This is a genomic window from Pseudomonas sp. NFR09, assembly GCF_900111535.1.
In the GTDB taxonomy this organism is placed as follows: domain Bacteria; phylum Pseudomonadota; class Gammaproteobacteria; order Pseudomonadales; family Pseudomonadaceae; genus Aquipseudomonas; species Aquipseudomonas extremorientalis.
In genome coordinates this window covers 58,823-77,908 of sequence record NZ_FOIH01000005.1, presented here as the reverse complement: position 1 = coordinate 77,908, position 19,086 = coordinate 58,823, and the positions used below count along the sequence as shown (strand labels likewise).

General features: G+C 60.7%; 17 protein-coding genes. 14 read left to right on the top strand and 3 right to left on the bottom strand.

Annotated elements, in window-relative coordinates; genetic code table 11:
* Nucleotides 1-235 precede the first annotated feature (235 nt).
* Nucleotides 236-802: a hypothetical protein gene (locus tag BMX59_RS13145; protein WP_093122108.1), complete on the top strand. Its 567-nt coding sequence runs from the start codon at nucleotides 236-238 to the stop codon at nucleotides 800-802.
* Between the two features lie 491 nt (nucleotides 803-1,293).
* Here the strand turns inward: BMX59_RS13145 and aceK are convergent, their stop codons facing one another.
* Nucleotides 1,294-3,009 carry a bifunctional isocitrate dehydrogenase kinase/phosphatase gene (aceK, locus tag BMX59_RS13140; RefSeq protein ID WP_093122104.1) on the bottom strand — a complete coding sequence of 572 codons (1,716 nt, stop codon included), beginning with the start codon at nucleotides 3,007-3,009 and terminating at the stop codon, nucleotides 1,294-1,296.
* A 391-nt stretch (nucleotides 3,010-3,400) separates the two neighbouring features.
* On the opposite strand from aceK, the gene BMX59_RS13135 reads away from it, so the two are divergent.
* A complete protein-coding gene (locus BMX59_RS13135) occupies nucleotides 3,401-5,026 on the top strand; it encodes a methyl-accepting chemotaxis protein (RefSeq protein WP_093122100.1) in 1,626 nt (541 codons plus the stop codon).
* Between the two features lie 52 nt (nucleotides 5,027-5,078).
* Nucleotides 5,079-5,963: a DMT family transporter gene (locus BMX59_RS13130; RefSeq protein WP_092242843.1), complete on the top strand. Its 885-nt coding sequence runs from the start codon at nucleotides 5,079-5,081 to the stop codon at nucleotides 5,961-5,963.
* A 33-nt stretch (nucleotides 5,964-5,996) separates the two neighbouring features.
* Here the strand turns inward: BMX59_RS13130 and BMX59_RS13125 are convergent, their stop codons facing one another.
* Nucleotides 5,997-6,857, bottom strand: coding sequence for a DMT family transporter (locus tag BMX59_RS13125; RefSeq protein ID WP_093122095.1), 861 nt, complete (start codon nucleotides 6,855-6,857; stop codon nucleotides 5,997-5,999).
* A 409-nt stretch (nucleotides 6,858-7,266) separates the two neighbouring features.
* Here BMX59_RS13125 and BMX59_RS13120 point away from each other — a divergent pair, with 409 nt between their 5' ends.
* Together BMX59_RS13120 and BMX59_RS13115 are read left to right on the top strand one after the other, a co-directional pair.
* Nucleotides 7,267-8,058 carry a CPBP family intramembrane glutamic endopeptidase gene (locus BMX59_RS13120; protein WP_093122092.1) on the top strand — a complete coding sequence of 264 codons (792 nt, stop codon included), beginning with the start codon at nucleotides 7,267-7,269 and terminating at the stop codon, nucleotides 8,056-8,058.
* Between the two features lie 103 nt (nucleotides 8,059-8,161).
* Nucleotides 8,162-9,727, top strand: a complete 1,566-nt coding sequence (locus tag BMX59_RS13115) for a methyl-accepting chemotaxis protein (RefSeq protein WP_058427327.1) — start codon at nucleotides 8,162-8,164, stop codon at nucleotides 9,725-9,727.
* 115 nt (nucleotides 9,728-9,842) lie between these two features.
* On the opposite strand, the gene BMX59_RS13110 is transcribed toward BMX59_RS13115, so the two are convergent.
* Nucleotides 9,843-10,535, bottom strand: coding sequence for an alpha/beta family hydrolase (locus BMX59_RS13110; protein ID WP_092242834.1), 693 nt, complete (start codon nucleotides 10,533-10,535; stop codon nucleotides 9,843-9,845).
* A 79-nt stretch (nucleotides 10,536-10,614) separates the two neighbouring features.
* Here BMX59_RS13110 and ccoN (BMX59_RS13105) point away from each other — a divergent pair, with 79 nt between their 5' ends.
* The 9 genes from ccoN (BMX59_RS13105) to ccoG all read left to right on the top strand — a co-directional run bounded on the left by ccoN (BMX59_RS13105) (nucleotide 10,615) and on the right by ccoG (nucleotide 19,075).
* Nucleotides 10,615-12,039, top strand: a complete 1,425-nt coding sequence (gene ccoN / locus BMX59_RS13105; RefSeq protein WP_058427329.1) for a cytochrome-c oxidase, cbb3-type subunit I — start codon at nucleotides 10,615-10,617, stop codon at nucleotides 12,037-12,039.
* Nucleotides 12,040-12,049: 10 nt separating this feature from the next.
* The gene (gene ccoO / locus BMX59_RS13100; protein ID WP_017735321.1) at nucleotides 12,050-12,658 is read left to right on the top strand and encodes a cytochrome-c oxidase, cbb3-type subunit II; all 609 of its coding nucleotides are present in this window, start codon (nucleotides 12,050-12,052) and stop codon (nucleotides 12,656-12,658) included.
* Nucleotides 12,659-12,661: 3 nt separating this feature from the next.
* On the top strand, nucleotides 12,662-12,862 hold the full coding sequence (locus tag BMX59_RS13095; RefSeq protein ID WP_010208563.1) for a cbb3-type cytochrome oxidase subunit 3: 201 nt from the start codon (nucleotides 12,662-12,664) through the stop codon (nucleotides 12,860-12,862).
* Nucleotides 12,859-13,806: a cytochrome-c oxidase, cbb3-type subunit III gene (ccoP, locus tag BMX59_RS13090; RefSeq protein ID WP_058427331.1), complete on the top strand. Its 948-nt coding sequence runs from the start codon at nucleotides 12,859-12,861 to the stop codon at nucleotides 13,804-13,806. Before BMX59_RS13095 ends, ccoP (BMX59_RS13090) begins: the two co-directional genes overlap by 4 nt.
* A gap of 350 nt (nucleotides 13,807-14,156) precedes the next feature.
* Complete coding sequence (gene ccoN / locus BMX59_RS13085) at nucleotides 14,157-15,599, top strand: cytochrome-c oxidase, cbb3-type subunit I (protein WP_071491365.1); 1,443 nt, start codon at nucleotides 14,157-14,159, stop codon at nucleotides 15,597-15,599.
* Nucleotides 15,599-16,207 carry a cytochrome-c oxidase, cbb3-type subunit II gene (ccoO, locus tag BMX59_RS13080; protein WP_003193167.1) on the top strand — a complete coding sequence of 203 codons (609 nt, stop codon included), beginning with the start codon at nucleotides 15,599-15,601 and terminating at the stop codon, nucleotides 16,205-16,207. The genes ccoN (BMX59_RS13085) and ccoO (BMX59_RS13080) overlap by 1 nt, the downstream gene beginning before the upstream one ends.
* Before the next feature lie 3 nt (nucleotides 16,208-16,210).
* The gene (locus BMX59_RS13075; RefSeq protein ID WP_003175465.1) at nucleotides 16,211-16,396 is read left to right on the top strand and encodes a CcoQ/FixQ family Cbb3-type cytochrome c oxidase assembly chaperone; all 186 of its coding nucleotides are present in this window, start codon (nucleotides 16,211-16,213) and stop codon (nucleotides 16,394-16,396) included.
* Nucleotides 16,393-17,370, top strand: coding sequence for a cytochrome-c oxidase, cbb3-type subunit III (gene ccoP, locus BMX59_RS13070; RefSeq protein WP_071491366.1), 978 nt, complete (start codon nucleotides 16,393-16,395; stop codon nucleotides 17,368-17,370). Before BMX59_RS13075 ends, ccoP (BMX59_RS13070) begins: the two co-directional genes overlap by 4 nt.
* Nucleotides 17,371-17,671: 301 nt before the next feature.
* On the top strand, nucleotides 17,672-19,075 hold the full coding sequence (ccoG, locus tag BMX59_RS13065) for a cytochrome c oxidase accessory protein CcoG (RefSeq protein ID WP_071491543.1): 1,404 nt from the start codon (nucleotides 17,672-17,674) through the stop codon (nucleotides 19,073-19,075).
* Nucleotides 19,076-19,086: the final 11 nt, after the last annotated feature.

Here is a 19,086-nt window from a genome sequence, read left to right as displayed (position 1 = left end):
ACCCCCCTATGAGTTCCCGCCCGCGTACACCGAGAAGCCATCGCACAACGCGTCCTCCCGGACCTACTCGACACCGCCCACTAATTTGACGGCAAATCGAATCTCGAGCTTTCACACGACCAGTCAGGCAGTACGAGGAATGCGTTTCATGAGCGGCCTGTGACGCAACGGTCCTGGATCCACTCGAGCTACTAGAAGCGACAAATTCCTTCCACGCTCATCGCACGAGGTATATATGCCCATCAACTCCAACAACCACACGTACAGCAGCGGCAGTAACCACAGTTATGCCGACAAATATCAGTCTATCGCGCCTGAAAGCACTCCATCCCAAGGCTCGTGGCTTAGACCGTCCGGGAGCCAATCATCCGCGCCACTGCTGGACCAACAACCTCATTCAAAGCTGAGCCCGACCAAGCAAAAGGAACTCGAAACGCTCAAAAAAAATAAAGACAAGTTGGAAAACCTTCCCGTCACGTTCCCGACACCCGCGCTACCTGTGTCAAGTTTTCAACCTGCTATCAATCTGACTCAAAAACGGATCGATCAACTTTCTAATCCGCCAAAAACCAGAAACCCGATCACAAAGCTCAATAACACCCGTGAAGTCAAGAAAACCGATAACGAGCTTAATAAAGAAATGGTATCCCTATACAAACAAGCTCGCGACGTGCAAACCCATGGCACCAACCCTACCGACAAGGCCCGAGCGTCCAACGTTACGGATGAACTGACTGCGATGGGCCTAAACCAACCCTGGCTGGAGGATGTTCGCAAGGAAAACCGTAAAGGAAACAGCTGATGCGCCGAGAGGAGCGCCATCACCGGTGCGCTCCTCAGTCAACGACCGCTATGACGCAACGCTGGAGCATACCGGTTGAGATCGACTGGGGGCTTAATGCTCCTGCAACCCAGAACACTGCATTTTGAAACCAGGAGGTTCTATGTCCATAAACTTCAAGAGTGCCCATAACCCCCCCTTCAATCCGCCCAGCTATGCCGAGGCTACCGAGCCGCCAACCTATTACGAAGCCACGAAGCCGCCCCCAGCCTATACAGAAAAACCAGCGTCCACTTCAAACAGCCAAGCCACATGGCAGCCGACAATCAACCTTACGGCGCTGAGACTGGGATACCAACCCGAAGAAAACAGCCTGGCAATGATCGGAACGCCTCGCTGATCGGCGCCCACTCAACAAATCGTGTGCTTACCCAGCCCGTATCGGTATGACCCAATACGGGCGTTTCCATGTCAATTGATTCCAGCTGTTCCGCCGCCCAACTCAGTCGCTGCTACAGTTGATCGCGCTCCTTGCGCCGATACGGAAATACATCGATCACCTTCCCGGCCCGAATCGCCTCCTGCAGTCCCGTCCAGTAATCCGCGTTGTACAGCTCCCCGTGCAGCTCATCGAACAACTTGCGCTGACCAGCATCCGCAAACAGGAACGGCGGGAATTCCTCGGGGAACACATCCAGCGGGCCGATGGAGTACCAGGGTTCTGAGGCCATCTCATCTTCCGGGGTGCGCGGTGCGGGGATGTGACGGAAGTTGGCTTCGGTGAGAAAACAGATTTCGTCGTAGTCGTAGAACACCACGCGACCGTGGCGGGTAACGCCGAAGTTCTTCAGCAGCATATCGCCAGGGAAGATATTGGCGGCCGCCAGCTGTTTGATCGCCAGGCCGTAGTCTTCCAAAGCTTCGCGCACCTGGGCGGGGTTGGCGTTGTCGAGGTAGAGGTTGAGCGGGGTCATGCGCCGTTCGGTCCAGCAGTGACGGATCAGCACCGTGTCGCCTTCGACTTCGACGGTGCCAGCGGCGACTTCCAGCAATTCGACGAGGCATTCGGGTTCGAATTTGCTCAGGGGAAAACGGAAATCGGCGAACTCCTGGGTGTCAGCCATGCGTCCGACCCGATCGACGCTTTTGACCAGGCGGTACTTCTCGATCACCGTGGCGCGGTTGACGTTTTTCGACGGTGAAAAACGGTCCTTGATGATCTTGAACACGGTGTTGAAGCCCGGCAGGGTGAACACGCTCATGACCATGCCGCGCACGCCGGGGGCCATGATGAACTGATCGTCGGTGGTCGCCAGGTGGTTGATCAGGGCGCGGTAGAACTCCGACTTGCCGTGCTTGTAGAAGCCGATGGAGGTGTACAACTCGGCGATGTGCTTGCCCGGCAGGATGCGCTTGAGAAAGCCGATGAATTCCGCCGGCACCGGTACATCGACCATGAAGTAAGAGCGGGTGAACGAGAAGATGATCGACACATCGGCTTCATCGGTGATCAGCGCATCGATCTGGATGCCCTGCCCTTCACGGTGCAGCAGCGGGATCACCAGCGGCCATTGTTCGTCGCGGGTGTAGATGCGCCCGACGAGGTAGGCGCCTTTATTACGGTAGAGCACCGAGGAAAACAGCTCGACCTTGAGGTCCGGGTCCTTGCACACCCAGTCCGGCAGGTTTTCCCGCAGTTGGGTTTCGAGGCGATGAAGGTCGGCTGCGAGGTCGGCGTAGGGTTCGCTGAAGCGGTAGTCGGCAAAGATCTGCGCGAGCATTTGCGGGATTTGCCCGGCGGGCGTGTAGGTGCGCGTCTGCGCGGCCCGTGCCCGGCGCAGGCTGGGCCGGGTGGTGTGGATGAACATGCAGCCGTCGCTGATCAGGTCGTGGCTGAACAGGCCGCAGAAGATCGAGTTGTACCAGGTCTCGGAGAGTTCATCGTCGAAGCGCAGGTCGATCAGGCCGATGTAGGCACTTTTGACCACGGGCCACACATCGATGTCGAGCAGCGCGGCGTCATTGAAGTGCTCACGCAACCGCTGGGTCACCTCGGAGACCTTTTCCTCATAGAGGTTGATGCGCGCCGCCGACGCCGCCTGGCCCTGTTGCCACTGGGCCTTTTCGAAACGCTCGCGGGCGCCGTCGGTGATCTGGCGGAAGTGTTCGCGGTAATCGTCGAAGCCATCGAGGATCATCTGGGCAATGGCGAGGGCGGATTGCGACATGCGGGAAACCTCGAGCGGGCATCGGGAAGCCCTGAGCTTAGCCAGTGTACGAACACAGGAGAAGAGTCATTTTTTGTGCAGCCTTGTACAACTCCGTTCATTTTGTACATTTATTTTCAATTTATTTAATTCGACCAATTGGTCAATAAACACACTGAAAAGTCGCACATTGTTTTCCCCATACGCCCACAACGACGCGGCCTTGCCGCTTAGCGCCGGAATCCCGCGTACTTCCCTCGGAGCTCTGCTCCAAATACACCGTTGGATCCAACTAAGGGAAACCCTGATTACCACCTTGATGGCACTTTGATATATAGCGCGCCCTCTCCCACCCTAACAAGGTCCGAAGACCGATCCGGGAAAAGGTTCTAATCGCCCAAGGAGCATAGAGATGTCATTGAGGAACATGAGGATCGGTCTGCGTGCCAGTCTGAGTTTTGGGGTTTTGGCCAGCTTGCTGGTGATTGTGGGCATGTTCGGCCTGGGCCAGATGGCCAAGCTGCGCCAAAGCGCGCTGGTCATCGAGCAATCGTGGATGCCGAGCATCGAGAACATCCACGACAGCGCAGCCTTTGTCGCCAGCATCCGCCTGGAAGCCTTGCGTCTGGCGACCACCGACGAATCGCGGATCCGTGACAACAGCAAAGCCCTGATCACCCGCCAGCGCAGCGAACTGCAAACCCTGCTCGAGCATCACAAAAGCCTGCTCAGCAGCGACGAAGAACGCCAGATGCTCAAACAGCTCGAAGGTAACGTGAACGCTTACCTGGCCCTCGTCGAACAGATCGTCACCCTGGTGGACAAGGATCAGCAGCAAGACGCCATTGACCTGCTCAACACCCGCCTCGCTCCCCAGGGCGTGATCCTCAGCAAGAGCCTGGAGGACCTGATCGTCTTCAACCAGAACGGCGTGGAAACCGCCGTGGATTCCGCCGCGCAGACCTATTCCAGTGCACAGTGGATCGTCGGCCTGATCATCGTATTCGCCTTGATCGCCACCTTGTTGCTCGCCTGGCTGCTGACCCGCAGCATCACCGCCCCGCTCGGCCAGGCGCTGAGCGTGGCCCGCACCATTGCCGACGGCGACCTGAGCCAGCCCATCGCCGTCAGCGGCAAGGACGAACCGGCCCAATTGCTCAACGCCCTGGCGACCATGCAGGCGCAATTGCGAGGCACCATCCGGGGCATCAGCGAATCGGCGCAACAGCTGGCCTCCGCCGCCGAGGAGATGAGCTCGGTGATGGAACAAAGCACCCGTGGCCTGCAGGCGCAGAACGATGAGATCGAACAGGCGGCCACCGCCGTCACCGAAATGAGCGCGGCCGTGGACGAAGTGGCAGGCAATGCGGTGTCCAGCGCCGAGGCGTCCCAGGCCTCCGACGAGGACAGCAAGCACGGCCACTACCAGATCAGCGAAACCATCAGCTCGATCCAGAACCTGGTCGACGAGGTGCTCGGCGCCTCGAACAAGGCCGAAGGTCTGGCCGTGCAAGCCCAGGACATCAGCAAGGTGCTGGAAGTGATCCGCGGCATCGCCGGGCAAACCAACCTGCTGGCGCTCAACGCCGCCATCGAAGCAGCCCGCGCAGGCGAGGCCGGGCGTGGTTTTGCGGTGGTAGCCGATGAAGTGCGCTCCCTGGCGCAACGCACCCAGGACTCCACCGAAGAAATCGAGCAGATGATCACCGGCATCCAGCGCGGCACCCAGGATACGGTCGAAGCGCTGAACAGCAGCGCCGAGCACGCCGGCCAGACGCTGCAACGGGCCAACAGCGCCGGTAGCGCCCTGGAGAAAATCACCGCGGCCATCTCGCAGATCAGCCAGCGCAACCTGGTGATCGCCAGCGCCGCCGAGCAGCAGGCGCTGGTGGCACGTGACGTGGACCTTAGCCTGGTGAACATCCGCGACCTGTCCACCCAGACCGCCGCCGGGGCCACCCAGACCTCGGCCGCCAGCCAGGAACTGTCACGCCTGGCGGTGGACCTGAATGGGCTGGTGACGCGGTTTGTCCTGTAATCATTAGACATGTCATGCAACACTCGCGGCCTTATTGAGGTAGGAGTGTTCCGTGAGACCTGTCGACACCTTGTACCTGCTGGGGCTCGCCGCCATCTGGGGCGCGAGCTTCCTGTTCATGCGCATTATCGCGCCGGAGATCGGCACGCTGCCGACGGCGTTTTTCCGCGTGTCGATCGCCGCCGCCGGGTTGCTGGTGATTTTGGCGATGATGCGGGTGAGCTGGGATTTCCAGGGCAAGTTCAAGACTGTATTGCTGCTCGGCGTGATCAACTCCGGCATTCCCGCGACCATGTATTCAGTCGCCGCCCAGGTGCTTCCGGCGGGTTACTCGGCGATCTTCAACGCCACCACGCCGTTGATGGGCGTGTTGATTGGCGGGCTGTTCTTCAGCGAACGCCTGACCCCGTCAAAAGTCGCCGGGGTGTGCCTGGGCCTGTTTGGCGTGGGAGTGCTGACCCGCGCCGGGCCGGTGGCGTTTGACCTGGAATTACTGATGGGGGCGCTGGCCTGTTTGCTGGCGACCACCTGTTATGGCTTTGCCGGGTTCCTGGCAAGGCGCTGGCTGGATCAGCGCGGTGGCTTGGACAGCCGCCTGTCGGCCCTGGGGAGCATGCTCGGCGCGACGTTGTTCCTGTTGCCGTTCTTTGCCTACAGCGCCATCAGCCAACCGCCGGCGAGTTGGGGTGGATGGCAGGTGTGGGGATCGTTGCTGGGGTTGGGGCTGGTGTGTACGGCGTTTGCCTACATTCTTTACTTCCGGTTGCTGACGTCCATCGGGCCGGTTAAGTCGATGACCGTTACCTTCATGATTCCGCCGTTTGGGGTGTTGTGGGGCGCGTTGTTGCTGGATGAGCCATTGTCCATGGCGCATCTGTATGGCGGGGTGTTGATTGCGGGGGCGTTGTGGTTGGTGTTGCGGCCGCGAAAATTGTAGGAGCCCGGCTTGCCGGGCTCCTACAGTACAGTGTCAACGCTTACGGAAGACAAACACCAAACCGATGACGATCAACCCCATCCCCAACAGGCTCAACATCCCAAGCCTATTGCCAAAGATCAGGTAGTCCATCACCGCCGTCACCGCTGGCACCAGATAGAACAGACTGGTGACATTCACCAGGTTGCCCCGGGCGATCAGGCGGTACAGCAACAGCGTGGCCAGCAACGACACCACCAAGCCCATCCACAGCACCGGCAGGTAAAAGCTGCTGCTGTGTTCAAAATGGAACGGCTGGAACGGCACAAACACCGAACACAGCAGCAACCCCGCCAGGTACTGCACCGGCAGCGTGCCCAAGGGCTCGTCGGTGATGCGTTTCTGCATGATCGAGCCAAAGGTCATGCTGGCCAGGGCCAGCAACCCGAACAGCATGCCCGCCAGGGACATGCCAGAGAGGCCGATGCCTTGATACACCACCATGATCAGCCCCGCCAACCCGAGGCCCAGGCCGAACACACGGCTGAAAGAACGCTGGCGCTCCATCAGCACCACGGTGAGGATCGGCTGTACGCCCATGATGGTTGCCATCACGCCGGGGGTGACGTTGAGGTCCAGGGCCAACAGATAGAAAATCTGATAGGCGCCCAACAACACCAACCCCGTCGCCGCTGCGTATAACAGTGGCTTGCCGGGGCGCGGCAGTTTCAACTTGAGGATCGGTATCAGCACCACCAGGCCCCCGAGGGCAATGGCAAAGCGGATCAGCAGAAACGCAAAGGGTGACGCGTGGGCCAGGCCCCATTTGGAGAAGATCGCCCCACTGCTCCACAGCAGAACAAACAGGCTCGTCGAGGCCGCCGCGGCCACGGATTGTTTGGAAAAAACAGACATGGTTACCACCTGTCATCAGGCAAAAAAAGCCGACTCAGCAGACGCTGAAATGCATTAGGTTTTTTTCAGGCGGGCAGACGGGAACAGCGATCAGCTGATCAGCCCGCAATACCAACACCCGGCGGTGATACGACTGCGTACACCGACGTGCTGCTGACAGGTGGAGGGTAGTGACTGATCTGCGCAGGCTGCTTGTCCCCGCACGGCAGGACCGCAGCGTTGACCGCTGAATCGACTACCGCTGTGCGCTGGGAAGCAGGCATGGGCTGATCTTGTGTGAAGGGATGGAGAGGCTCGGACTATAACCAGCCGGTGATAGGTTTTGCAATCACTCTGAATGGAGGAGTTTCATGTAAGCCCCGTAGGACAGATCGCTATAATGCCGCCCAGTTTTTCCCAAGGATTTCCCATGATCGCATTGCCCTGGCTGTACCTGGCGCTTCTTTCCATTGGCTATCTACTGGCCTTGATCTACGGGCAATTGGGCGTGCTGGCGGGCGTGTCCGTCGCCCTGCTGCTGATTGCCGGCTACGCCGTACGCCAGCAACGCACGCCGTGGGCACGCTACCTGGGCCACGGGTTGTTTATCGTACTGGCCCTGAGCCTGGCGATGCACTGGTTGCCCGGCTTCTATAACGGGCGTGGCATTGCCCCGCAGCGCTTCACCGAAGATGCAGTACCCTTCTCGATGTACCTGAACCAGGACAAACCGCTGATCGGCTTCTGGCTGTTGCTGGCCTGCCCGTGGATTGTGGCGCGGCGTTCGTTGCGTTTGTCGATCTGCGTGGCCGCCCTGGCGTTGACCCTCACCGCCATCGCCGCCCTCGGCGGAGCGGCGTTGCTGGGCGTGATCAGTTGGGCACCGAAATGGCCGGAACAGGCCTGGCTCTGGGTACTTAATAACCTGCTGCTGGTGACGCTGGTGGAAGAAGCCCTGTTCCGGGGTTACGTACAGGGCGGTTTGAGCCGACGTTTCAAACACCTCCCTTACGGCGAGAACCTGGCGCTGCTTCTGGCCTCGCTGCTGTTCGGCCTGGTGCACATCGGCGCAGGCTGGCATTGGGTATTGCTGGCGAGCATCGCCGGGGTGGGTTACGGCCTGGCCTATCGGTTTGGCGGCCTGGGCGCAGCGGTGGCCACGCACTTTGGCTTGAATCTGCTTCACTTCGGGTTGTTTACCTACCCGATGCTGGCCGGTTGATCTCCTGCTGGGGAACGTGCATCCCGTCGATTGTTGCAAAAATAAGTTAAATAAACCGCCGTTCTTGCCGATACCCCCTGAAAGCCTTGCGGATTGAACAATCATGCGTAATAACCAACCCGTTACCCAGCGCGAACGTACCTTCCCCGCTCAGCAACGGTTGATCTCCACCACAGATGCCAAAGGCGTGATCACCTACTGCAACGACGCCTTCGTCGAAATCAGTGGGTTCTCCCGTGACGAACTGGTGCGTGCCCCGCACAACCTGGTGCGTCACCCGGACGTTCCGGCGGCGGTGTTCGCGCACATGTGGTCAACGCTCAAACAAGGCTTGCCATGGATGGGCATTGTCAAGAATCGCTGCAAGACCGGTGACCACTACTGGGTTAACGCCTATGTGACGCCGGTTTTCGAAGGCAACCAGGTGGTCGGCTACGAATCGGTGCGCATCAAGCCCACCGCCGAGCAGATCCGCCGGGCCGAAGCGCTCTACCAACGCATCAACCAGGGCAAGTCGGCGATCCCTCAGCGGGACAAGTGGTTGCCGGTGTTGCAGGACTGGCTGCCGTTTATCCTGGTGAGTCAGTTGAGCTTCATGATTGGCGCTTCGCTCAACTCCCACTGGGGCTTTGCCCTGGCGGCGGGGTTGTCGGTGCCGTTGGGCCTGCTCGGCTTGAGTTGGCAACAGCGCGGCCTCAAGCGTTTGCTGCGCCTGGCCGAGCAGACTACCTCCGACCCGCTGATCGCGCAGATGTACACCGACAGCCGTGGCGCCCAGGCGCGCCTGGAAATGTCGATCCTCAGCCAGGAGGCGCGTCTGAAGACCTGCCTTACGCGTTTGCAGGACACTGCCGAGCACCTCAACGACCAGGCCGCGCAGTCCAACACCCTGGCCCATAACAGCTCCAGCGGCCTGGAACGCCAGCGCGTCGAGACCGAGCAGGTGGCCACGGCGGTCAACCAGATGGCGGCGACTACCCAGGAAGTCGCCAGCCATGTGCAGCGCACGGCAGATGCGACCCAAGAGGCCAACCGCCTGACCGGTCGCGGCCGCGATATCGCCGGGGAAACCCGAGAGGCGATCCAGCGTCTGTCCGTGGCTGTGGGTGAGACCGGTGTGACCGTGACCCAGTTGGCCAAGGACAGCGATGAAATCGGCGGTGTGGTCGACGTGATCAAGGGCATTGCCGACCAGACCAACCTGCTGGCGCTCAACGCCGCCATCGAAGCGGCGCGTGCCGGGGAGATGGGCCGTGGTTTTGCGGTGGTGGCTGATGAAGTCCGCCAACTGGCCCAGCGTACCGCCGAGTCAACCGGGCAGATCCATGCATTGATCGCCAAGCTGCAGCAGACCGCCGCTGCCGCCGTGCAAACCATGGACGCCGGGCATCGCCAGGCCGAAGAAGGTGTAGCGCGGGTGATGGAAGCGGACCAGGCGTTGGTGGGCATCAGTGAAGCGGTGGCGCATATCACCGATATGACTACCCAGATCGCGGCTGCCACCGAAGAGCAAAGCTCGGTGGCCGAAGAGATCAGCCGCAACATCAGCACCATTGCGCTGTTGGCGGACCAGACCTCGGAGCAGGCGCTGAACTCGGCGCAGTTGAGTGAAGAGCTGACGCATACCGCCAATACTCAGTACTCGCTGGTGGAGCGGTTTAACCGGTAGGTCGCTATCGGGGGCAAGCCCCCTCCACCTTTGACTGTGTTCACAATTTGGAATGTGAGAACACGGTCAAGTGTGGGAGGGGCTTGTCGAAGCGTCGCACCGCCCCGATGAGGCCCTATAGGCCAGCCAAAAACCCAGCCACCCCCACTGCCGCGGCTTCCAGATGCTGCTCATGACTGAATCCCGACGCCTTCAACGGCTTCAAGTCATGATCCCCCGCCACCAGCCACATCACCTCGATGCTCGGCGACAGCTCATACCCTTCCACCGCCGCCCGATTGCCCAGTGCATCGCGCTCGCCCTGCACAATCAACGTTGGCGTCTTCAGCCCGACCAGATGTTCGACCCGTGGCTTTTCCGGCTTGCCCACCGCATAGAACGGATAGCCCAGGCACACCAACCCATTGGCACCCAATTCATCAGCCAGCAAACTGGCCATGCGCCCGCCCATGGACTTGCCGCCAATGGCCAGTTTCCCAGCGACATGACGTCGCACCTCGGCATACACCTCACGCCAGCATTCGAGTAGCTTCGGGGCCGGGTTGGGCGGGCGTTTACCGCCGTCAACCCGGCGCTGGGCCATGTAGGGAAACTCGAAGCGCAACACGTTGACGCCATGCCCGGCAAGGCGTGCAGCCATATCGTTCATGAAGGATGAGTCCATCGGTGCACCGGCGCCGTGGGCCAGGATCAGCGTCACGGGTGCAGCCTCAGCCGCCCCCGCCGCGACATCCCACAACCACCCATGTTCCCGCACACACTGCGCCCATTGATCCCCGTCAATACTGGCCTTGTGCTCTTTGCCCATGCTTGCCTCGCTTTTTAGTCTGCCTATAACTCCAGCCCAAGTGCCGCATCTGCTTGGGTTGAACCGTGGATGGGGAACCATGAACACTACTTTAAGTACCGCCTATAACTACAAGGTGGTCCGCCAATTCGCCATTATGACGGTGGTGTGGGGCATCGTCGGCATGGGGCTCGGGGTTTTTCTCGCGGCCCAATTGGTGTGGCCTGCACTCAACTTCGACTTGCCCTGGACCAGCTTCGGCCGCCTGCGCCCGCTGCACACCAACGCGGTGATCTTCGCCTTCGGTGGCTGCGCGTTGTTCGCCAGCTCCTTCTACTCGGTGCAGCGTACCTGCCAGACGCAGCTGTTCGCGCCGAAAATCGCCGCGTTCTGCTTCTGGGGCTGGCAGCTGGTCATCCTGCTGGCAGCGATCTCCCTGCCGCTGGGCTACACCAGCTCCAAGGAATACGCCGAGCTGGAATGGCCGATCGACATCCTGATCACCATTGTCTGGGTGGCCTATGCCATCGTGTTCTTTGGCACCGTGGCCAAGCGCAACACCAAGCACATCTACGTCGGCAACTGGTTCTTCGGTGCGTTCATCATCACCGTGGCCATCCTGCATATCGTCAACAACCTGGAAATCCCGGTCAGCCTGACCAAGTCCTACTCCCTCTATGGCGGTGCGACGGATGCCATGGTGCAGTGGTGGTATGGGCATAACGCGGTAGGCTTTTTCCTCACCGCCGGTTTCCTCGGCATGATGTATTACTTCGTGCCCAAGCAGGCCGAGCGTCCGGTGTATTCCTATCGCTTGTCCATCGTGCACTTCTGGGCGCTGATCACCCTGTACATCTGGGCCGGCCCGCACCACTTGCACTACACCGCGCTGCCGGACTGGGCACAGTCCCTGGGCATGGTGATGTCCCTGGTGCTGCTGGCACCGAGCTGGGGCGGCATGATCAACGGCATGATGACCCTGTCGGGCGCCTGGCATAAGTTGCGCAGCGACCCGATCCTGCGCTTCCTCGTGGTTTCCCTGGCGTTCTACGGCATGTCGACGTTCGAAGGCCCGATGATGGCAATCAAGACCGTCAACGCCCTCTCCCACTACACCGACTGGACCATCGGCCACGTACACGCCGGCGCTCTCGGTTGGGTGGCGATGATCTCCATCGGCGCGTTGTACCACATGATCCCGAAAGTCTTCGGCCGCGAGCAGATGTACAGCCTCGGTCTGATCAACGCGCACTTCTGGCTGGCCACCATCGGCACCGTGCTCTACATCGCCTCGATGTGGGTCAACGGTATCGCCCAGGGCCTGATGTGGCGGGCGGTCAACGAAGACGGCACCTTGACCTACTCCTTCGTCGAAACCCTGGTGGCCAGCCACCCTGGCTTCATCGTGCGGCTGGTGGGCGGTGCGATCTTCCTCAGCGGCATGTTCCTGATGGCTTACAACACCTGGCGCACCGTGCGTTCGGCGCAGCCTGTCGAAGCCGCCACCACTGCGCAGTTGGCCTGAGGAGTCTGTGATGAAACACGAAACGATTGAAAAGAACGTCGGCCTGCTGATGCTGCTCATGGTGCTTGCCGTGAGCATCGGTGGCCTGACCCAGATCGTCCCGCTGTTCTTCCAGGACGTGACCAACAAGCCGGTGGAGGGCATGAAACCCTACACCGCGCTGCAACTGGAAGGCCGCGACATCTACATCCGCGAAGGCTGCGTACAGTGCCACTCGCAGATGATCCGCCCCTTCCGCGCCGAAACCGAACGCTACGGCCATTACTCGGTCGCCGGTGAAAGTGTGTGGGACCACCCGTTCCTGTGGGGCTCCAAGCGCACCGGTCCGGACCTGGCGCGCGTCGGCGCACGCTACTCGGACGACTGGCACCGCGCGCACCTGTATAACCCGCGCAACGTGGTGCCCGAGTCGAAAATGCCGGCCTATCCATGGCTGGTCACCGCCGCCGTCGACAGCAGCCACACCGAGACCAAGTTGAAAGTGATGCGCACCCTCGGCGTGCCGTACACCGACGACGACATCAGTGGCGCCGTGGCCAGCCTCAAGGGCAAGACCGAGATGGACGCGCTGGTCTCGTACCTGCAAGTGCTCGGCACCGCCATCAAGAGCAAGAGGTGAGCCATGGGATTTGAATTCGATGCAGGCACCATCCGCGGCCTCGGCACGCTGGTGGTTGCCATCGCCTTTATCGGCCTGTCGCTGTGGGTGTTCAACAACCGGCGCAATGCGGAATTCGAGCAGGCGCGCCTGCTGCCCTTCGCCGATGAACCCTCTCCATCCGACGCTCAAGAAGAGCCTGCAATAAGGAGCACCCGGCCATGACCCTATTCTGGAGTACATGGATCTGCGTACTGACCCTCGGCAGCCTGATCGGCTTGACCTGGCTGCTGGTCGGCACCCGCAAGGGCGAGACCAAGGGCAGCGTCGACCAGACCATGGGCCACGCCTTCGACGGTATCGAGGAATACGACAACCCGCTGCCCCAGTGGTGGTTCATGCTGTTCGCCGGCACCCTGGTGTTCGCGGTCGGCTACCTGATCCTCTACCCGGGCCTGGGCAACTGGAAAGGCGTGTTGCCGGGCTATGAAGACGGCTGGACCCAGGCCAAGGAATGGGACAAGGAAATGGCCAAGGCCGACGCCAAGTTCGGGCCGATCTTCGCCAAATTCTCGGCCATGCCCGTGGAAGAAGTGGCCAAAGACCCGCAAGCGCTGAAAATGGGCGGTCGCCTGTTCGCCTCCAACTGCGCGGTGTGCCACGGCTCGGACGCCAAGGGCGCGTTTGGCTTCCCGAACCTGGCGGACAACATCTGGCGCTGGGGCGGTTCGGCCGAGGCGATCAAGACCACCATCCTCAACGGTCGCCACGCGGCGATGCCGGCCTGGGGTGACATGCTCGGCGATGAGGGTGTGAAAAACGTTGCAGCCTTTGTTCGCCACGACCTGGCCAAGTTGCCCCTGCCCGCCGACAGCAGCGCCGATGTGGCTGCCGGCCAGGCAGCCTTCAACACCACCTGTGTCGCCTGCCACGGGCCGGAAGGCCACGGCATGGAAGCCATGGGCGCGCCCGACCTGACCAAACCGGCCGGCTACATCTACGGCACCAGCCTCGCGCAGTTGCAGCAGACCATCCGCCACGGCCGCCAGGGCCAGATGCCGGCGCAGGAAGTGCTGCAAGGCAATGACAAGGTGCATCTGCTGGCCGCCTACGTTTACAGCCTGTCCCACAACGCTGATGGCGCAACGCCAGAAAGCCAGGCGCAATAACCACTGATCGCCGCCCCATTTTGGGGCGGCAACCCTGGCGCTGTACGCGACCAAGTGTCACACCCCTCCAAAGCACAACTTTCCCCTCCTCACTTTCGGGTCTACGCTTGTTACCAAAGCGGACCGATCCTGGCGTACGCAACGACATTCGTTGCGACCCTCGAATTTTCCTGTCCACTCGATCAGCTTTCGATTTCCGATTTTGTCCTTACACCAAACATGGAAAGGGCGCAGAATCTGGCGTGGAACGCATTGATACAGGTCAGTCATTGCGTTGCAATGACCCCTCGCTTTCTACATACTTGCGGCCGATTTTACCTATAAAAAAACCTAAACCGTGGAACCTTAGAATGAGCACAGCAATCAGTCCGACTGCTTATAACTATAAGGTAGTCCGCCAGTTCGCCATCATGACGGTGGTCTGGGGGATCCTTGGCATGGGGCTCGGGGTGTTCATCGCCTCGCAACTGGTCTGGCCGGAATTGAATTTCGGTTTGCCATGGACGACCTTTGGCCGCCTGCGCCCGCTGCACACCAACCTGGTGATCTTCGCCTTCGGCGGATGTGCATTGTTTGCCACCTCCTACTATGTCGTGCAGCGAACCTGCCAGACGCGACTGATCTCCGACAGCCTTGCGGCCTTCACCTTCTGGGGTTGGCAAGCAGTCATCGTTGGCGCCATCGTCACCCTGCCACTGGGCTACACCACCACCAAGGAATACGCCGAGCTGGAATGGCCCATCGCCATTTTGCTCGCCATCGTGTGGGTGACCTACGCCGTGGTGTTCTTCGGCACCATCGTCAAGCGCAAGACCAAGCACATCTACGTGGGCAACTGGTTCTACGGCGCGTTCATCCTGGTAACGGCGATGCTGCACATCGTCAACCACGCCTCGTTGCCGGTAAGCCTGTTCAAGTCCTACTCGGCCTACGCCGGGGCCACGGACGCGATGATCCAGTGGTGGTACGGCCACAACGCCGTGGGTTTCTTCCTGACCACCGGTTTCCTGGGGATGATGTACTACTTCGTGCCGAAACAGGCCGAACGTCCCATTTACTCGTACCGCCTGTCCATCGTGCATTTCTGGGCGCTGATCACCCTGTACATCTGGGCCGGCCCGCACCACTTGCACTACACCGCGTTGCCGGACTGGGCACAGTCCCTGGGCATGGCGATGTCGATCATCCTGCTGGCCCCGAGCTGGGGCGGCATGATCAACGGCATGATGACCCTGTCCGGCGCCTGGCATAAATTGCGCACCGACCCGATCCTGCGCTTCCTGGTGGTGTCGCTGGCGTTCTACGGCATGTCGACCTTCGAAGGGCCGATGATGGCGATCAAGACCGTCAACTCGCTGTCCCACTACACCGACTGGACCATCGGCCACGTACACGCCGGCGCCCTCGGTTGGGTGGCGATGATCTCCATCGGCGCGCTGTACCACATGATCCCCAAACTGTTCGGCCGTCCGCAGATGCACAGCGTTGGCCTGATCAACGCGCACTTCTGGCTGGCCACCATCGGCACCGTGCTCTACATCGCCTCGATGTGGGTCAACGGCATCACCCAGGGCCTGATGTGGCGAGCCATCAACGATGACGGCACCCTCACCTACTCCTTCGTCGAAGCGCTGCAAGCCAGCCATCCGGGTTACATCGTGCGCGCCCTGGGCGGTGCATTCTTTGCCTCCGGCATGTTCCTGATGGCCTACAACGTCTGGCGCACCGTGCGTGCCGCCGACCCGGCAGAAGCCGAAGCCGCCGCCAAGATCGCCGTTGTGGGAGCTCACTGATGAAGCATGAAGTAGTCGAGAAGAATATCGGCCTGCTGGCCTTCTTCATGGTCATCGCCGTGAGTATCGGCGGCCTGACCCAGATCGTTCCGCTGTTTTTCCAGGACGTGACCAACAAGCCGGTGGAAGGCATGAAGCCGCGCACCGCCCTTGAACTGGAAGGCCGCGACGTCTACATCGCCAACGGTTGTGTCGGCTGCCACTCGCAGATGATCCGCCCGTTCCGTGCCGAAACCGAACGCTACGGCCACTACTCGGTCGCCGGTGAAAGCGTGTGGGACCACCCGTTCCTGTGGGGTTCCAAGCGTACCGGCCCGGACCTGGCCCGTGTCGGCGGGCGTTACTCCGATGACTGGCAGCGTGCGCACCTGTACAACCCGCGCAATGTGGTGCCTGAGTCGAAAATGCCGGCGTACCCGTTCCTCGTGGAAAACAAGCTCGACGGCAAGGACACCGCGAAGAAGATGGAGGTCTTGCGCACCCTGGGCGTGCCCTACACCGACGAAGACATCGCCGGTGCAGCGGCCGCCGTGAAGGGCAAGACCGAAATGGACGCACTGGTGGCCTACCTGCAGGGCCTGGGCACCATCATCAAAAGCAAACGGTGATCTATGGATATCGGGATGATTCGTGGCCTGGGCACCGTTGTGGTGATGGTGGCCTTTATCGGCCTGGCGTTGTGGGTGTTCAGCCCCAAGCGCAAGTCGGAGTTTGAAGACGCGACCTTGCTGCCCTTTGCGGATGATCCCGAAGCCATCAAGCACGTCGAGCAAGCTTCTAGGAGTAACAAAGAATGACTACGTTCTGGAGTCTGTACGTCACAGTCCTCAGTCTGGGTACCATCTTCGCCCTGACCTGGCTGCTGCTGTCGACCCGCAAGGGCCAGCGCGCCGAGCAAACCGACGAGACCGTCGGCCATTCGTTCGACGGCATCGAGGAATACGACAACCCGCTGCCCAAGTGGTGGTTCATGCTGTTCGTCGGCACCATCGTCTTCGCCCTCGGCTACCTGGCGCTGTACCCCGGCCTGGGCAACTGGAAAGGCCTGCTGCCGGGCTACAACTACCTCGACACCGACAAGCAAACCCCCTTCGCCAATGGCCAGACCGGCTGGACCGGCGTGCACGAATGGGAAAAGGAAATGGCCAGGTCGGACGCCAAGTTCGGGCCGATCTTCGCCAAATTCGCGTCGATGCCGATTGAAGAAGTGGCCAAGGACCCGCAAGCGTTGAAGATGGGGGGTCGCCTGTTCGCCTCCAACTGCTCGGTGTGCCACGGTTCCGATGCCAAGGGCGCCTATGGCTTCCCCAACCTGACCGACGCCGACTGGCGCTGGGGCGGCGAGCCGGCCACTATCAAGGAAACCATCATGAAAGGCCGTCATGCGGTGATGCCGGCCTGGTTGGATATCCTCAAGGAGCAAGGCGTCAGCGATGTGGCTGCGTTCGTGCTCACCAACCTCGACGGGCGCAAACTGCCCGAAGGCGTGAAAGCCGATGTGGCCAACGGCGAGAAACTCTTCGCCGCCAACTGCGTGGCCTGCCATGGCCCGGCCGGTAAAGGCACTCCTGCCATGGGCGCGCCCGACCTGACCCACCCGGGCGCCTTCATCTACGGCTCGAGCTTCGCCCAACTGCAACAGACCATCCGTTGGGGCCGCCAGGGCCAGATGCCGGCGCAGGAACAGCTGCAAGGCAATGACAAGGTGCACTTGCTGGCGGCGTATGTGTACAGCTTGTCCCATGGGGATAAGAAGGCTGAAGAGCAATAAAAGCCGCTGCAATACCAATGTGGGAGGGGGCTTGCCCCCGATAGCGGTGGATCAGTGACAGATGCACTGATTGACACACTGCAATCGGGGGCAAGCCCCCCCTACATTGGATCCGCAGTGTTTCAGAGAACCGGGCCAGCCAAAACCGGCCATACTTGCCAGATCAATTGATCCAGATCACTTAGGTCGCCCCCTTTCAGCACCACCGGGGGCGTATCATTACACCACTGCAACACCCCTAATTTGACCCCGGCTGGCACGTACTGGCCAAGGCAAATCTCCACCGCCGTGGGATGCAATGATGAGTAACCAGATACCGGTACATGACGTTACCCCGCCCGCCAAAACCGTCGACCTCTACGCCTCGCGAGAGAAAATCTACACGCGCGCCTTCACCGGCCTGTTCCGCAACTTGCGCATGCTCGGCGGGGCCGGTCTGTTCCTGCTGTACTTCGGCACGGTGTGGCTGAACTGGGGTGGCCACCAGGCCGTGTGGTGGAACCTGCCCGAGCGCAAGTTCTTCATTTTCGGGGCAACTTTCTGGCCCCAGGACTTCATCCTGCTCTCGGGCATTCTCATCGTTGCCGCGTTTGGCCTGTTCTTCATCACGGTGTACGCCGGTCGCGTGTGGTGCGGCTACACCTGCCCGCAGAGCGTGTGGACGTGGATCTTCATGTGGTGTGAGAAGGTCACCGAAGGCGACCGCAACCAGCGCATCAAGCTCGACAAGGCACCGATGGGCGCCAACAAATTCCTGCGCAAATTCAGCAAGCACACCCTGTGGCTGTTGATCGGCTTTGTCACCGGCATGACCTTTGTCGGCTACTTCTCGCCGATCCGCGAACTGGTGTTCGACTTTTTCACCGGCCAGGCCGATGGCTGGTCGTATTTCTGGGTGGGTTTCTTCACCCTTGCCACCTACGGCAACGCCGGCTGGCTGCGCGAACAGGTGTGCATCTACATGTGCCCGTACGCGCGCTTCCAGAGCGTGATGTTCGACAAGGACACCCTGATCGTTTCCTACGACCCACGCCGCGGCGAACTGCGTGGCCCGCGTAAAAAAGGTACCGACTACAAGGCACAGGGCCTGGGCGATTGCATCGATTGCACGATGTGCGTGCAGGTGTGCCCCACCGGTATCGACATCCGCGACGGCCTGCAGATCGAGTGCATCGGCTGCGCCGCCTGTATCGATGCCTGCGACAACATCATGGACAAGATGGAGTACCCGCGCGGCCTGATCAGCTACACCACCGAGCACAACCTGTCCGGGCAGAAAACCCACAAGCTGCGCCCGCGCCTGATCGGCTACGCCCTGGTGTTGCTGGCGATGATCAGCCTGCTGGTGGCGGCGTTCTTCATGCGCTCGCTGGTGGGTTTCGACGTGAGCAAGGACCGCGTGCTTTACCGCGAGAACGCTGAAGGCCGCATCGAAAACGTCTACAGCCTGAAGATCATGAACAAGGACCAACGCGACCACACCTACGTGCTCGATGCCGCCGGCCTGCCCGACCTCAAGCTGCAAGGCCGCCGGGAGATCAAGGTGGCGGCCGGCGATATCGTCAGCATGCCGGTGGAGCTGTCGAGTGCGCCGGAACAATTGCCGTCGAGCACCAACGAGGTGAAATTCATCCTCACCGATGCCGATGACGCCAGCGTCCATATTGAAGCCAAGAGCCGATTCATCGGCCCTCAAGTCCGCTAACAGGGAACCGA